The sequence below is a fragment of the Bacillus sp. LL01 genome, assembly GCF_001037965.1.
The window spans coordinates 378,518-394,897 of record NZ_LFEL01000002.1 but is presented as its reverse complement, the minus strand read 5'-3'; the positions used below and the strand labels follow the sequence as shown (position 1 = coordinate 394,897).

Genomic DNA, 16,380 nt, shown 5'->3' with positions numbered 1-16,380 from the left:
CCCTCTATTTTCTGTTAGATGGAAAGGTAGATTCTACAAAAAAATGCCGGTTGCCGTTATTATTTCACGACAAAAGGCATTATTTTGGAAACAGGTCATATAAACAGTAAGTATATGTGGCACTAAACTTTAAGGTTGAAATAACGTAGCCATTGAACAGAGGATAGAAGATAGAAGAGACCTGTATCAAGACTGTTCATGTTATGCACTGACTTTTGATTGGGACTGCTTGCTGACAGCTTTTAAAATGAACAGTTTATCTTGAACCGTTAGCATTCTCCAGCTTTTGACTTTAATTTTCATTTGAATTCTCCCCTTTAATATAAAATTTTCCGATAAACTTCTATAGTTGAAAAATACCTTTTTCAAACATGATATAAACAACAAAAATTCCTACATTATCCGCGAGAAATCAAGCGATTGCCGAATATTTTTATCGAAACTTTGTAGAAAAAAGTAAGATGGCGTAATCTTGAGAAATATGAGTATAAGAAAGGATTTATTTACCATATTTACATATTGGGAAAATAATATAATATTTTACTATTTTATCCTTCTATTAATCATGATAAAATTAATACTTATTGATAAATTAAGCTCTTTCGCAAAAGTTGTCCCAATCGGCTAGTATTTTTCAAGCTTTTGAAACTAAAACTGGTCATTATTCGTATAACTCATATAGGTAAAAAACCGTATGCGAAAACAGCTACATAATTAGAGGAGGAAGAAGAAATGAAACGTACAGCAGAGATAGTAATGACGGTTATCGCAGTTTTTCTCAGCGGATTGACTGCAATTATTGGTGTATTCTTGAATTTTGGGATGTCAGACCCTGAATTCACAACGATGATGGAACAGGAAATGGGCGCAGATCCGGCAATGGAAGGAATGGACATGTCATCATTCATGGACATGTTGGCATTAGCTGGCCCTACCTTGCTGACTGTTGGGATACTTTCGTTGATTCTTGGTGTAATCGGGATTATTGCGATTAAAGGCAACAAAAAGCCTGTGCTTGCCGGTATTATGCTGATTTTGGCTGCACTTGTAATCGGAATAGGAACAATCGGTTTCGGATTCATACCAGCAATTCTGTACTTGATTGCAGGAATTATGGCATTTGCCCGTAAGCCTAAAGTGACAGAACATCATATTTAATGGAAAACGAACAGAGGGCGATGCTCCTCTGTTTTTTTCTGGCCTTCTAGGAGCCATTATGTGCATATTCTAGCCATTTCGTCACCATTTGGCCTTCTGATTCCGGTTTCACACCCCCTTAAGGGAATTTACTTTCCGTACTGGGAAAAATATTTTCCATTCAGCAAAAATACGAGCCGAAACTCCTGGAATATTTTCAAAAGCGCCATAAATATTTTCCAAACACAAAAGATACATGCCGTTCGACACCACTCCCGAAGAATAGACACGCCCACCAAGCCGCACGCCCACTCCCTCACCAGTGTCCAAACTTCCCAGATACCAAGCAATAAAGGTCACCAAAAACAACAAAGAGGCCCCATACTACCGAGGCCTCTTTCCATCTGTCAATCTAAGTTGTCAATTAAAATTTAACAAGTTAAATCCTGAATTTTCGTTCTGCACTGAATTGCTTCCAGCTTATGTGACTCCGCTTTTTTCACCAGTTGCTTCTTCATGTCCTTGTCCAGACAATCCTCTGCAATAACAGTGTAGTAGTGGGCTCGCATAGTATGCCAGAAGTACTGTAAGTTTCTTACCGTCTTCATAGCAGGACCTCCTTTTCACTCATAAATCAACGGAGGTTGGTGCGGGTAACTGGCTAACTGGTCTGCCGCAAAAGGCATACTGAAGTCCCTGTAGTTTTGCGTCACTAGCTTTCACTAATTTTGCCTTTTTCCATGATTTATGAAAAGTACCTCCCTATTGTAGTCTTTTAGGAGGTGTAATGACATAGGTCTTTTGGGGTGTTTTGTCGTATTGTGTCGGTCCATAAAGTTAAGAAATCTTTATAGAGTTCCCTGTTACAATCAACTTCTAATGCCGGATACAGACCCTTCAAGGTCATCCGCAATACTTCTAATTAGCCCATCAATCAGGTGCTGCAATCCGTCCACCTCCAGTGGCAAATTTTTATTTAGTATAACCTTTATGGCGGGTTTCTAGTATGAAAATGATAAGAATATAGCGGTATATTTTACTATTTTTAATAGAGTAGGGCCAATCCAAGGGCTTTAGTCGGATAAAAAGTAGTTAGGGTCATAAAGTTATTGATTATTTAGAAAACTCATAGTATCTTTATTTATAGATAGGTTGGCAGCGTTTTCATGTATCTACATAGTTTACTAGTTAGGAAATCTTTCATGTGCAACATTGCGCAAACGATTTCACAACTAGATTTCTCTGCAATTATTGTGCAAACGCTTCCGCATTTTAGTAAATTGAGTCAAACATGTAACGAAAGGGGCAAGGGTTATGAAGAGAAGGTTTCAAAGGGGAATGGCTGTTTTGCTTTCCGTTCTACTTGTTGTTTCCATGTTTGCAGGCTATTTGCCGGCAACAGCGGTAGCCGAGACTGGGGACAAACATATTGCATTTAGCTACGAGCGGCCTGATGGGGAGTATGAGGGCTGGAATCTGTGGGTCTGGGGGACTGGTGTAAAGGATGACCAGATAGACTTTACGGAATTCAAGGATGGAAAGGCGTATGCCAACATCACTGTGAGTGAAACAGCGGACAAAGTGGGCTTTATTGTCCGTAAAGGGGATTGGGAAGAAAAGGACTATGATGGGGACCGTTCGATAACGGTAAATCAAAACGATGCCATCACCAAAGCACATATTACAAGCGGGCAAGAAAAGTTTGTGCAGGTTCCAGATGGCAGTGGACCTGTTTTAGCTGATGGAAGCGCAGAGTTCTTTTTCCGTGATAAAGACCTGTATGCCACAGGTGAAATGGACAAGGTCGAGAAAGTCGAGCTTTCCATTCTTGGTGAAAAGTACGAAATGCTAGCCGAGCCAATAAACGAACGCTTTACCTTTAAGGTGAACGATCTTCCGGTTGGCGAGCATGAATACACTTATTTTGTGACAGTGGATGGTGAGACAGCGGAAATTACCGATCCATATAATACGGTTGATGGGAAATCGGTTGTCGAGCACCTCACATCCGAACTCGATGTGACAGCTTCGGTTGCTCCAACTGATGTGGATTACAATCAAAATGCAGTGGTAACGGTTGATTTGAAAACAGAGACGGATACGAAGGCAAGAGAGCTTTTCATTAATCTATACGAAATCGGTGGAAAAGAGAAAGTGACAATCGACCCTGAACTGAAGGAACTTACAGTGGCAGTCGACCAGCAAGTAACGGCTGGTGTGAAAACACTTCCGATTACGGCTATCGATGAGTTCGGGAACCGACACGAGGGATCTGTGCAGCTTGAAGTGAAAGCACGCACTTTCACTGGTGAAGAAGCAGATTTCGATTGGGATGAGGCTGTTGTGTATTTTATGCTGACAGACCGATTCTTTGATGGGGACTCTTCCAACAATGACCCTCATGGTATCGAATATGACACATCCAAGTCCGGTACATACCAAGGCGGGGATTTTAATGGGATTACGCAAAAGCTGGATTACTTGGATGGGCTTGGAATTAACACCATCTGGATTAATCCGGTTGTTGACAATATTAAATATGATGTGAGACACAATGAAGACGGGGATACTCCTTACTACGGGTATCACGGTTACTGGGCGGACAATTTCGGGGAGCTGAACCCTCATTTCGGTTCCATGTCCGACTTCCATCAACTGATTGACGCAGCGCATGACCGTGGAATGAAGATCATGGTTGATGTTGTGCTGAATCATACGGGATACGGCTTGAAAGCTGGCGACAGTAGCAGTGTGGCTAACTTCCCTACGAACGAGGACCGTGCACGTTTTGACGGCATGCTTCGTGAAGTAAGTGAATCTGGCGACATACGTTCGGAACTAGCTGGTCTACCTGACTTTTTGACAGAAGAATCTGCTGTTCGTGAACAGGTTGTCCAATGGCAGACAGACTGGATTGAAAAGTCCAAAACAGCTAAAGGCAACACCATTGACTATTTCCGTGTCGACACAGTAAAGCATGTTGAAAACACGACATGGATGGCATTCAAGAATGCATTGACAAAAGAGATGCCGGAACACAAGCTGATTGGGGAAGCGTGGGGAGCCGGTATCAACAATGACCTGGGTTACCTGAAAAGCGGGATGATGGACTCGTTGCTTGACTTCGAGTTCAAAACTTATGCTCGTGATTTTGCAAATGGGCAGTTGGATGCAGTGCAGACGAAACTCGAAGCACGCAACAGCAAACTAAGCAACACAGCAACCCTTGGTCAATTTTTGGGAAGCCATGATGAGAGGCGTTTTTACGAAGAGGTAAATGGCGACCTTGGAAAATATCAGGTGGCAGCATCTTTGCAACTGACGGCTAAGGGTCAGCCTGTCATCTATTACGGAGAAGAGCTTGGCCTGCCAGGTGAAGCGAACTACCCTTATTACGATAACCGCCAGAACATGCCTTGGGATGAAGTAGAAGGAAACGAAGTGCTAGAGCATTATAAAAAAGTGCTGGCCTTCCGTAATGACAATCCAAACACTTTCGCTAAAGGGGACCGTGATAAAGTGGCGGGATCTGATAGTGACAAATTCATGGTATTCTCCCGCACATATGGAGAAAACGAAGTTTATGTTGGCTTAAACACGGCCGCTGCGACAAAGGATGTTACCTTGAATTTTGGTTCTTCCGAAGCTGTGGTGACAGACCATTATTCCGGTCAAGCGTACCAGGCAAATGAAGAGGGACAAGTGACCTTCACAATTCCTGCGATGGAAGATGGGGGAACCGTTCTGCTTGAAGTGGAGAACGGCGGAGCCCCTCCTGTTGAAGAAGAGCCTACGGAGCCGGGTGAAATCGGTGAAAACACGCTTCGTATTCACTATCAACGCTCAGACAACAGCTACGAAAATCTTGGTCTATGGCTATGGGGAGACGTGGCGGCACCTTCTGAAAACTGGCCATCAGGTGGTACACCGTTTGAAGCCGGCAATGTAACGGAGTATGGTGCTTATGTCGATGTGGAGCTGGCAGAAGGCGCGCAAAATATCGGATTCCTTGTCCTGAACAGAACAAACGGAGACAAGGATGGCGGCGACAAAGGTGTTGAGCTGTTCAGTCCAGACTTAAATGAAGTATGGATCAAGCAAGGATTTGACGAAGTATTTTTATACGAGCCTGCCGACCTGCCAGAAAATACAGTCCGCATTCACTATGAAAGAACGAACGCAGACTATGACGGCTGGGGCTTATGGAATTGGGAAGATGTCGAGTCCCCATCTGACGGCTGGCCGAATGGTGCCGCGGATGCTGCCGGTATCGGCAAATACGGTGCCTACTACGACATCAAACTGAAAGAAGATGCGAACAAAATCGGCTTCCTTTTTGTGAACAAGCAATCAGGGGACCAATCGGGAGATATGACGTTTGATATGCTGAAACAATACAATCAATTATTTGTAAAAGAGGGCGAGGATAAGGTCTACACGAACCCATATGGAACGGTACCTTTAGGGCTTGTATCCGGAGAGGTCCTTTCCGATAAGCTCATTACCCTTACTTTTACCAAAACAGAGGGCTTGGATTTAGCGGAATTGAAAGAGCAGTTAGAAATCAAGGATGTAGACAGGAACGATGTAACCTTCACGGACGTGACCATTGAAGGGGAGAAAACAGTCCACGTTCATGGAGAGTTTGACTTGGGGAAAATTCCATTCACTGTGACATATGGGGACCGCACCATTTCTGTAAAATCAGGCTGGAAGCTGATTGACGAAATGTATGCTTATGATGGCAAACTTGGAGCGGAATTACATGGAGACGAGACGGCTACATTGAAAGTGTGGTCGCCAAAAGCGGACAATGTGTCTGTTGTTCTTTATGACAAGGACGACCAGAAAGAGATCGTCGATACGATTGAGATGGTGAAAGGGGACCGAGGTGTCTGGTCTGTGAAGCTATCTGAAGAAAACACAGGCTTAGCTAGTTTAAAAGGCTACTATTACCAGTATGAAATTACGCATGGTGATGTAACGAATCTTGCCTTGGATCCATATGCAAAATCAATGGCAGCATGGAACAACGAAGCGGGGGATAAGGTTGGAAAAGCCGCGATTGTGGATATCGGCTCCATCGGGCCAGAGCTTGATTATGCTGACATCCCTGGCTTTGAGAAACGCGAAGACACTATCATCTACGAGGTTCATGTGCGTGACTTCACGTCTGACCCGAACATTGGTGAAGAACTGAAAGCAGAGTTCGGTACATTTGCTTCTTTTGTTGAAAAATTGGATTACATTGAAGACCTAGGTGTCACGCATATCCAGTTGTTACCGGTGATGAGCTATTATTTCAGCAACGAGTTCGAGTCTGGCGAACGCATGCTGGAGTATGCTTCAACGGCGACGAACTACAACTGGGGCTATGATCCACACAGTTATTTCTCTTTATCCGGTATGTACTCAGAAAATCCAGAGGATCCGGAACTGAGAATAAAAGAATTCAAGAATCTGATCAACGAGATTCATAAGCGCGACATGGGAGTAGTATTGGACGTGGTGTTCAACCACACGGCACAGGTTCATATTTTCGAGGATCTTGTACCAAACTACTATCACTTCATGGACGCAGACGGCACGCCTAGAACAAGCTTTGGTGGCGGACGTCTTGGTACAACACATGAAATGTCCCGCCGCGTGCTGGTAGATTCCATCAAGCATTGGGTGGACGAGTACAAAGTGGACGGCTTCCGCTTTGACATGATGGGTGACCATGATGCAGAGAGTATCCAGATTGCTTTTGACGAAGCGAAAAAATTGAACCCGAATATCGTCATGATCGGGGAAGGCTGGGTAACATTTGCTGGGGATGAAGGCGAGCCGGTTCAAGCAGCAGACCAGCAATGGATGAAAGACACCGAAGCGGTCGGAAGCTTTTCAGATGAATTCCGTAACGAGCTGAAATCAGGCTTTGGAAGCGAAGGGCAACCACGCTTCATCACAGGCGGCGCGCGTAACGTGCAACAGATTTTTGACAACATCAAAGGACAACCGTACAACTTTGAAGCGGACGATCCGGGCGATGTGGTCCAATACATTGCCGCACATGATAACCTAACATTACATGATGTCATTGCGCAATCTATCAAAAAAGATCCGGATGTGCCGGAGAACAGTTTAGAGATTCACAAACGAATTCGAATAGGAAATGCAATGGTGTTAACGTCGCAAGGGACAGCGTTCTTGCATGCAGGCCAAGAGTATGGCCGCACAAAGCAGTGGAGAGCACCTGCCTCTGAGGCACCTTACAAATCTACGTATATGGCGGATTCTGAAGGTAACCCGTTTGCCTATCCTTATTTTATCCACGATTCCTATGATTCTTCGGATATCATCAACCGAGTCGACTGGGAAAAGGCAACAGATGAAGAGAAATACCCTGTGAATAATATGACACGGGAGTACACAACAGGCTTGGTCGAACTACGTCGTTCCACGGATGCGTTCCGTCTTGGTACGCGTGAACTTGTGGACTCCAACGTAACCATGGTGACCGCACCTGAAATCAAGGAGCAGGACCTTGTGGTTGCATTCCGCAGTGTTTCAACTGCAGGTGTGGAGTATTACACATTTGTTAATGCGGACACTTCTAGTAGAACATTGACGTTAGGTCAGGACCTGACAGATGGTGTGGTAGTGGTCGATGCTGATGAAGCTGGTGTCGTGGAGGTTTCGGAGCCTACTGGTTATGAACTGACTGCGGAAGGCATCACACTTGAGCCGTTGACGACTGTTGTGGTGAGAGTTGGCGAGCAGGAAGGGACGGATCCGGGTGATGGGGACGGAACTCCTGGAGATGGTGATGGAAACACGCCGCCGGGAAATGGCAACGGCAATAACCCGGGTACGCCACCTGGCAAGGGTGGAGAAAACCCTGGTAAAGGCAAAGGCAACAACGGCAAAACCCCACCAGGAAAAGGTGGAGAGAACCCTGGAAAAGGGAACAAGCTTCCGGTAACCGCAACCTCGGCATTCAATTACATTATGCTGGGTGTAGCGATGTTGATGGTGGGTGGAGTGTTGTTTATGGGAAGAAGAAAAGTGGGAATGAGTAAGTAAAATAAGTAGATTTTATAGAGTGTGGGGGACTTTTATATAGTTCCCGGCACTTTTTTAGTTTGGGTCTTTTCTCAAAGATTGTTGCTAATTGGTAGTAAAAAGGCGGCATTAGGACTTTTTACCGTTTATCTACTTTAAATAAGGAATGCAATTTATATTGGACAGCTAGGAAAAGAGCACGACAGCAACGATTATAACGGTTGTAGTAAAATTTCGAAAAAGCAACAAAGTTTACGAAAACAGCCTTTAGTTTTTAGGCTCCTTAGATGATTTCCTGACTTTCCCCACTATACGTCTGTTTCCCTGTGTGGTACCATATGGAGAAATAATTTACCCAATTACAAAGGAAAAGCATCTTTCCCCCTAAGGAGCCCGTCAATCATGCAAAACACCAAATACTACCTAGCGCTTCTTGTCATCATGATTTTCTGGGGCACGAACGTTCCATTAGTAAAAATTTTAGTGGAGAACTTGAGTCCGGTCACCATGACAGCATTTCGCGTGATGACAGCGGGCCTTACTGTCTTCTTAATTCTCACGATATTCAAGCTGGTCAGACTACCAACTAAAAAGGAAGCCATGTACATCTTTCTCGGCGCATTCCTAAATGTCGTCTGTCATCACTACTTTTTATCGCTTGGTCTAAAAGGGACAACCGGCACGAATGCTGGAATCATTTTGGGATCGGGTCCGGTCCTGACCGCATTGATTGCAGCCGTCTTTATTAAAAAGAAAACAAATCTCCTAAGGTGGATCGGATTTATTTTAGGTGGTGCTGGTGTCACAGTCACGATTCTTGTGGGAAGTAATGGAGTATCCGAAGTCAACCTCGGAGACATCTATGTGTTCCTGTCTATCTTGACACAGGCCTTCAGCTTCATCCTCATTAGTAAACTCGCTAAAACCCTGGATCCTCGTTTGCTGACGGGTTATATGCTGGTTATTGGGGCGGGCGTCCTGTTGATTATTGGCCTCATAACGGAACCAGGTGCTGTAAAGGAGTTTGCAGATATATCATGGAAAGTATGGTTGGCATTCTTCACATCGGCAATAGTAGCAACCGCACTTGGCCATATGTCCTATAACTTTATCATTGGAAAAATCGGTCCCGCCGAAGCATCCATTTTTCTGAATTTCACGCCATTCTTTGCGCTTATCGGCTCGGTCTTTATGCTTGGTGAAAAGGTCACTTACTTTCATCTTATCGGCTTGTTTCTCATTGTGGTAGGAGTATTGCTGGGATCAGGGGCTTTGGAGCGGAAAAATGAATCTGGGGAGCAGGGAACGGTTAACCAACTGCGGGGGATTGGAAGATAAAAAGCAATTGAGCTAGGTTTGGGCACCTCCGAGTATTGTCATTTTGGACCTTTCTCATATCTAACTATCATTTTTTTGAGGAAAATGCAGTGAAAAGATGGCCTGAACGACTTTTTAACGTTCTTTATGCAACAACTTTGAATCAAATCTCACAAAGTTGCTTTCCAGTACCCTGTATTTCCTTGAATACTCCCTTGAAAAGCAGGCCAAAACAACTTACTGTCCAAAACCACCTGTTTACTGTCCGTTGAAGGGTGAATACTGTCGCAATTTTAAAAATACGATCCGAGATATCCTGTCTACTGTCCAAACTCACTCCAATACATGCCAACCGACAAAAAAATACAAATATCGACATGGACGATATCCACCAAAGTAACACAAGTACCCTAATTTCACCATCTCCACCACGTGACCCCAGCTCAGTACAAGTATGAGTGTTACCAAAATATGCATAAAAAAACCGACCAGAGATTTCTCTCTGGCCGGCTCCTATTGTTTTAAGTGAATGCCCTCATACAATATCCAGCCCTCAAGCCACCGCTCTGCGTCTTGCCAACCAGAATCCTGCTGCACCAACCACCAACAACGCCAATCCAATCAGGATGTAATTTAATGTGTTAGTAGCAGTTACAGGAAGCTTATTGCCTTTTTTCGTATCTATAGCTGGCTTCTCATCGGTTTTGTTCTTGTCTTTATCCACCGGTTTTACCACAACTGGTGCTTTATCCTCTTCTTCTTCTTTAGGCTCTTCTTCCTCCACAGGCTTTTCTGCAGCCGGTAAAGTGGAAGCGGTGATCGGGATATACTCATACCAATCTCCTGCTGAATCAACAGGAACAACAGCAAGCTCATAACTGGTATCCGCTTCAAGATCCGTATAGATATAGGAGTTTTCATCAGTAGTATCAATTACTTCACCATCAAGAAGCACTTCGTAGTAATCAATTTCAAATTCTTCCTCATACTCGTAAGTCCACTCAATCTCAATGGTGCTTTCCGTTACATCCACCACTTCAATCGTATAAGGAACCGGCCCATAATAGTCTTCCTCAGAAAGGTAGACAATGACACCCATTGCTCTCAACTGTTCCACCACAGCAAGCTCTGGGGAACCTTCTTCAAATGTTAACCCTTCTATTCCAAACAGAGTAACTTCCCACAGATAGTCAAGCTCAAGAAGGACGCTGATATCTGTGATATTTGTGTAATGGAGGTTCACCATTTGCAAGTCAAGTAATCCATTCAAGGCTGAAATGTCTGTGATTGGATTATAGGAAAGGTCAAGCCAGTAGATGTTTAATCCTTTTAACGGATTGATATTGGTAATCAAGTTGTCTGATAGAGTCAGAAATTCCAAGGATTCAAGTCCTTTTAAAGGGGAAAGGTCCTTGATTTCATTTTCACTGACATCCAGGTCATAAAGGTTTTCTGCATGCTCGAGTCCGTTCAACTTTTCGATACCCATCCAGGAAGCATGTAAGGACTCTAGGAGTTCCATATCTGATTGGTAAATTTCACGATCTAGAGCATGAAGCCCCAACTGATAACGGATGGCTTCTTTCAAGCCTGCATCCGGAATGTTGACGATATCACCTGATGGTGGTGCTAGAGTTTGCGCCATATCAAAGGTGTCGTACATGAATGTTCCATCCGTATCATACATTTCCACTTTAATAATATAGTCTTTCAATGGGTCAAGTCCCAATATATTCAATTCTGTTAAAGTGGTTTCTTCATATAATGTGCCATTTACATACACTTTGTAGAGGTATTCTTTTTCATAGTCATCTTCCTCTTCGGAATAATGCCACCAGGACACAGAGATGCTTTGTTCCGTAATTCCATAAAAATATAATTCTAATGGCTCGAAATAGTCCTCTTCCAGAACGTCCACATACACTCCTGATTCCTTCCACTCATTTAGCAGGACCCAAACAGGTGATTCCGGTAAGAAATCAATCTTTGTGTCTGCCAATGTAAGAAAAGTCAGGTTCTTAAGGTTTGCTAAAACAGAAATATCACTGATCTCCGTATTGTGCAGAAATAAACCTTCCAAACTTGTCAACCCTTCCAAGGGCTGGATATTACTAATTGGATTGTTCGCCAAACCAAGAATATATAGTTCGTTTAACTTGCTTAAGGAACTGATGTTCTTTATTTTATTGTCTTCAAGATCCAATAGGAAAAGCTTCGTCAACCCGGCAAGCGGGGTAACATCCTGAATACTGTTAGAGTATAAGAATAAAACCTCTAGATTGACCGCTTTCTCAAGTCCTTTAAGGCTTTTGATACCCAAGGAACTTGCGTCAAGCATGGTCAGGTGTTCCATATCAGTTTCGTGGATTTCCCTGTCCAGTTTCATCTGGGTTTGGATGGCCTTTGCCAAATTGGCATCCCCGAATTTCACAACTTTACCGGTTGGGGCAGGAAGGGTCTTTATTTTCAACGACTCTTCGACTAATACATCATTCGTTTTATTTAAAGCCTTCACCTTGACCTCATAAACAGTTTCAGGTGTTAAGTTAGTAAACTCATAATCTGATAATCTAGGTCCGCCTGAAGTGATGAGTGTATCGTTAAGGTACAACTCGTACGTTGAAATTCTTCCAAGACTCTTATCGACATAGCCAAACCACATGACTGCAAAAGAATGCTCATTGACGAACATTTTATCAAGAAACAGGAATGCTTCCGAGTCTTCATCAATCAAGGTATTCTTTAAATAAATCTCTTTTTCTGTCGGCACGAAATTCACTTCTGCACCGACTACTTCTTCCACAGAGGCTACGGTGTTTTCCTCTTCCGCAGTGGAAGGGGTGCTGCTTTCAGGTGTGACAGACTCTTCCTCATTAGAAGCTGTTTCATTTTCCAAGGACTCTTCCTCACCAGAGGATGTTTCATTTTCCAAAGACTCATCTTCAACTACCGTTTCTACTGTCGTTTCCGTAGAACTGTCCGTTGTTGGTTCTTCTGGAGTGGTTTCCACCAAATCCAAAGCAAGCGTATTACTTTCATAAGATTGTCCATTTTTCTTCCATACTACACCATACTCGATAGCTGTTGGGTTATCTACCTTGTCTGTATATGTATAGACTTTTGTGGATTCTGTAGCCTGATCAGCAAGTTCCTCAGGAGCTACTTCTACTGCATCACCATTTTTTACTAACACAAAAATTTGTTCGTCACTGCCAGACCAAGGATCCTCATTATGAGTCTCCCAAACTAGAACATTTCCATCCTCTGATGGTACTGCTTCCTTTAATAATACCTTTGACGTTCCTTCTTCGGTTCCTTCCGAAAAAGCCTGTGCAGCAGGACTTAATAATGAAAGTAGCAAGGTAAATACAACACTTACATTTAGCCAAAAACTTCTTTTCAACTAAAACAATCCCCCAATTCGAAATATAGAAATTTACCCAACAGAAAGATTATACTACCAAAGTTCGTTTTAGAGAATTACTTTTTTATGTAATTTTATAGAAAAATATGGATTTTTGTATGCGGTTTAGTGGAATTGAATGGTGGAGAGGGATGTGCTAGGGAAAAGTACACCGGGTTCTGTCCCTCGCAAGGAATTTGGCAGAAGAACCCGGCTCTCCTGTATATTAGTAACAGATTGTTGTAACCTTACTCCACGATTGGGTTGCAGCAATATCTTACTAATTCATGGTGAAAATCCTAGTCTTTCTTTCTCTTGTTATCATTCCGTGAACGTTTTACTTTTGGGTTTAACGAGAAGTTGAACTGTTTGTTTGAACAGAAGCGTGTCAAGACGACAGCGGCTTTTTTGACCTGTTCGTAGATGGTGATGGCCGACACGTTGAGTGCCAGACGGTCATGATTGTTAAAGACCACTATACATCTCGTAGAGGAAACAGATTCAACATGTGATAGATGGTGAAGAAATAACCAACAGCAAGTTTCCTGATCAGGTGAATGCGTTGGAATGGCAATGATTCCTTCCGCCTGGTCAATAAGAATTGGTGTTTTTTGAATATAATTCGTAAAATGAATCGTGGCAATCCTGCGCCCGTCATACGTACAGCTGTCATCCAGGCAACCCCTATGCAGAATTTCTCTTGCTGTGTCATCAGTCATAAAGTCCCCCTCCATATCTTTTATCTGTGTCTGATATTGAGGGTGCCTATGAGATAGCAACGCCATCGTCGTAAGGCCAATTCGATATTGATATACCACATGTAACTCCTTTTTCATCGTTCTCTAAATCCCTCCCATACCCCTGATAATTGTAACAAAACGCTACATTTTCTATTATAAAGTAAAATAGGTAATATTTACTATATATTTTTGAGAAAATTGCGATAATTTGTAGAAGAAAGTTGAAATTTAAGGAGGAGGGGATAGAAAAAGTGTCCGTACTCCCTAGGAAGTCAGACACTTTTTCAAAGGATTATTTCTTATAACCGTTCGGATTGCTTTTTTGCCACTTCCAGGAGTCCTGGCACATTTCTTCAAGTCCTTTTTCCGCATACCAGCCAAGTTCTTTTTTGGCTTTGGTCGGGTCTGCATAACATTCCCCTATGTCGCCTGGTCTTCTTGCGACAATTTTATATGGGACGTCTTTTTCAGAAGCTTTTTCAAAAGCTTTTACCATTTCCAATACACTGTATCCTTTGCCGGTTCCAAGGTTATATGCATGAACACCCTTATCATTCAGAACTTTCTCCAATGCTTTAAGGTGACCCTTCGCAAGGTCCACAACATGAATATAATCTCGTACTCCGGTTCCGTCCACAGTGTCGTAATCATCTCCGAACACCTGAAGTTGCGGAAGTTTTCCAATTGCTACCTGTGTAATAAAAGGCATTAGGTTATTTGGGATACCATTAGGATCCTCTCCGATTCGACCGCTTTCATGTGCACCGATAGGGTTGAAATAGCGCAATAAAGAAATGCTCCATTCCGGGTCTGCCACATGAAGATCACCCATGATCTGCTCAATCATCAGTTTCGTCTGACCATAGGGATTTGTTGCACTTAATGGAAATGTCTCCAAAATTGGTACACTTTCAGGCAAACCATACACCGTCGCAGAGGAGCTGAATACGATATTTTTTACCCCATGCTCCTGCATCACTTCACACAAATAGATGGTGCCGGTGATATTATTGTGGTAGTAATATAATGGCTTCTCCACAGATTCCCCTACAGCTTTAAGGCCTGCAAAATGAATGACCGCATCTATTGAATTGTCACGGAAAACCTTGTCTAATCTGTCTTTATCCAAAAGATCAACTTCATAGCAAAGGAATTCCTTTCCAGTAATTTCTTTGATTCGATCTAACGAAACATGATTACTATTGGATAGGTTATCGACAATCACGATTTCATGCCCAGCATTTAACAACTCTACGCAAGTATGGCTGCCGATATAGCCGGCTCCGCCTGTAACTAAAATTGCCATGTTATGTTCCTCCAATTTTTTGAAAATGACTAATCCAGTTATAATCATAATAGAAATCTGTTCAGCTTTAAAGTAATAATATAGGAAAAGTTGATTCCGTGCATTATGTATAAATTATGATAGAATAGAAAAAAACTATGAGATAATGTCTCTTTAATGATAAAGGATGATTAATTTAATGAAAGTACTACACCTATCTTCGTACTACATAACGAATAAGTTATATATGAATTTATTTAAGCAATTATCCACTGAGGGTATGGAACAGTATGTTTTCATTCCAGTAAAGAGTAACAATAGTATAGGAGTTAATCAATTACCACCGGACTTCAAAACGGTTCACTATCATTTTAAAAATATTATCAAGCCATACGACAAATTTTTGTTTTTTCATAAAATCAACAAACAAATGAAGGAAATTGAAAAGGACATACTATCAAAAAATCAAATAGACATCATTCATGCACATACCATTTTTAGCGATGGAGGATCAGCATATAAGATCCACCAGAAGTACAATATCGACTATGTAGTGTCAGTAAGAAGTACGGATATTAATTTCTTTTATAAATATGGTGTTCATCTTCGTCCTTTCATGTATAAAGTCCTTCTGAATGCGAAGAATGTAGTCTTTATTTCTAATGCCTATCAGAAAAAGGTGTTTGAATTGCTACCTGATAAAGTACTTAACAGGATTAAAGACAAATGCCTGATAATCCCGAATGGAATAGATGATTACTGGCATGAACATGCCCTTTCTACAGAAAAATCAGTTCCTACAAATAAATTGAAACTGGTTTTTGTGGGTATTCTGGACGAAAATAAAAATATAAAAACGGTCATCAAAACATGTGCCTTGCTTAACTCACAAGGGATTGATACGACATTAGAGGTATTTGGAAATGGTCCACTTGAACAAGAGTGTAAAGACTTATCCAAGTCATTGTCCATTCAAGAGAAGGTCACCTTTCACGGTTATATTACGGATAAAACAGTTATCGCTGACACCATGGAGCGTTCGGACATTTTTGTCATGCCATCATTCAGAGAAACTTTCGGACTAGTGTACATTGAAGCCATGTCAAAAGGACTTCCCGTAATTTATGCCAAAGGGGAGGGGTTGGATGGAATGTATAAAGATGGGGAAGTGGGCTATGCTGTAGATCCCAATAGTGAGGCGATGATCACAGATACCATTCATACCATTTTAGATAACTATCAAGTAATATCAAATCGTTGTTTAAAAGGGGCTCAACCCTTCAATTGGAGAAATATCGGCGGTAAGTACTTAAACCTTTATAAATAATCAAAACCCCGGAGTTATTATCTCTGGGGTTTCTTATTTTACAAATAAGTGTCGATCCTATGCTGTTACATTAATTATTATTAAAAATCCTTTTACATAGGGAGTTTAAAAAATAGGAATGTTA

Annotated in this window: 9 protein-coding genes and 1 riboswitch; of the genes, 4 read left to right on the top strand and 5 right to left on the bottom strand. The window is 42.2% G+C overall.

Annotation, left to right across the window (positions count from 1 at the left end):
- Nucleotides 1-732: 732 nt before the first annotated feature.
- Entirely contained in the window at nt 733-1,158 is a 426-nt protein-coding gene (locus AB685_RS08355; RefSeq protein WP_047970128.1) for a DUF4064 domain-containing protein, read from the top strand.
- Nucleotides 1,159-1,266: 108 nt separating this feature from the next.
- On the opposite strand, the gene AB685_RS08350 is transcribed toward AB685_RS08355, so the two are convergent.
- A complete protein-coding gene (locus tag AB685_RS08350) occupies nt 1,267-1,506 on the bottom strand; it encodes a hypothetical protein (protein WP_047970127.1) in 240 nt (79 codons plus the stop codon).
- Between the two features lie 62 nt (nt 1,507-1,568).
- Nucleotides 1,569-1,745, bottom strand: coding sequence for a hypothetical protein (locus AB685_RS31230; RefSeq protein ID WP_157860706.1), 177 nt, complete (start codon nt 1,743-1,745; stop codon nt 1,569-1,571).
- Between the two features lie 41 nt (nt 1,746-1,786).
- Nucleotides 1,787-1,880, bottom strand: a riboswitch (cyclic di-GMP riboswitch).
- A gap of 571 nt (nt 1,881-2,451) precedes the next feature.
- Between AB685_RS31230 and AB685_RS08345 the strand changes: the two genes are divergently transcribed.
- Both AB685_RS08345 and AB685_RS08340 read left to right on the top strand, forming a co-directional pair.
- Nucleotides 2,452-8,205, top strand: a complete 5,754-nt coding sequence (locus AB685_RS08345; protein ID WP_082153561.1) for a pullulanase — start codon at nt 2,452-2,454, stop codon at nt 8,203-8,205.
- Between the two features lie 381 nt (nt 8,206-8,586).
- Nucleotides 8,587-9,522 carry a DMT family transporter gene (locus AB685_RS08340; RefSeq protein ID WP_047970126.1) on the top strand — a complete coding sequence of 312 codons (936 nt, stop codon included), beginning with the start codon at nt 8,587-8,589 and terminating at the stop codon, nt 9,520-9,522.
- Nucleotides 9,523-10,054: 532 nt separating this feature from the next.
- Here the strand turns inward: AB685_RS08340 and AB685_RS29695 are convergent.
- From AB685_RS29695 to galE, 3 genes are all read right to left on the bottom strand, one after another.
- Entirely contained in the window at nt 10,055-12,904 is a 2,850-nt protein-coding gene (locus AB685_RS29695) for an LPXTG cell wall anchor domain-containing protein (RefSeq protein WP_053073760.1), read from the bottom strand.
- A gap of 299 nt (nt 12,905-13,203) precedes the next feature.
- Nucleotides 13,204-13,740, bottom strand: coding sequence for a competence protein ComK (locus AB685_RS29690; RefSeq protein ID WP_053073759.1), 537 nt, complete (start codon nt 13,738-13,740; stop codon nt 13,204-13,206).
- Between the two features lie 196 nt (nt 13,741-13,936).
- Nucleotides 13,937-14,950, bottom strand: coding sequence for a UDP-glucose 4-epimerase GalE (gene galE, locus AB685_RS08320; RefSeq protein WP_047970124.1), 1,014 nt, complete (start codon nt 14,948-14,950; stop codon nt 13,937-13,939).
- A 178-nt stretch (nt 14,951-15,128) separates the two neighbouring features.
- On the opposite strand from galE, the gene AB685_RS08315 reads away from it, so the two are divergent.
- On the top strand, nt 15,129-16,256 hold the full coding sequence (locus AB685_RS08315) for a glycosyltransferase (protein ID WP_047970123.1): 1,128 nt from the start codon (nt 15,129-15,131) through the stop codon (nt 16,254-16,256).
- The last annotated feature ends 124 nt before the right edge of the window (nt 16,257-16,380 follow it).

Bases quoted from the DNA above. Each gene is read 5' to 3' on its own strand.
- AB685_RS08355 (WP_047970128.1), top strand. From the start codon at position 733: ATGAAACGTACAGCAGAGATAGTAATGACGGTTATCGCAGTTTTTCTC.
- AB685_RS08340 (WP_047970126.1), top strand. From the start codon at position 8,587: ATGCAAAACACCAAATACTACCTAGCGCTTCTTGTCATCATGATTTTC.
- AB685_RS08345 (WP_082153561.1), top strand. From the start codon at position 2,452: ATGAAGAGAAGGTTTCAAAGGGGAATGGCTGTTTTGCTTTCCGTTCTA.
- AB685_RS08315 (WP_047970123.1), top strand. From the start codon at position 15,129: ATGAAAGTACTACACCTATCTTCGTACTACATAACGAATAAGTTATAT.
- galE (WP_047970124.1), bottom strand. From the start codon at position 14,950: ATGGCAATTTTAGTTACAGGCGGAGCCGGCTATATCGGCAGCCATACT.
- AB685_RS31230 (WP_157860706.1), bottom strand. From the start codon at position 1,745: ATGAAGACGGTAAGAAACTTACAGTACTTCTGGCATACTATGCGAGCC.
- AB685_RS29690 (WP_053073759.1), bottom strand. From the start codon at position 13,740: ATGAAAAAGGAGTTACATGTGGTATATCAATATCGAATTGGCCTTACG.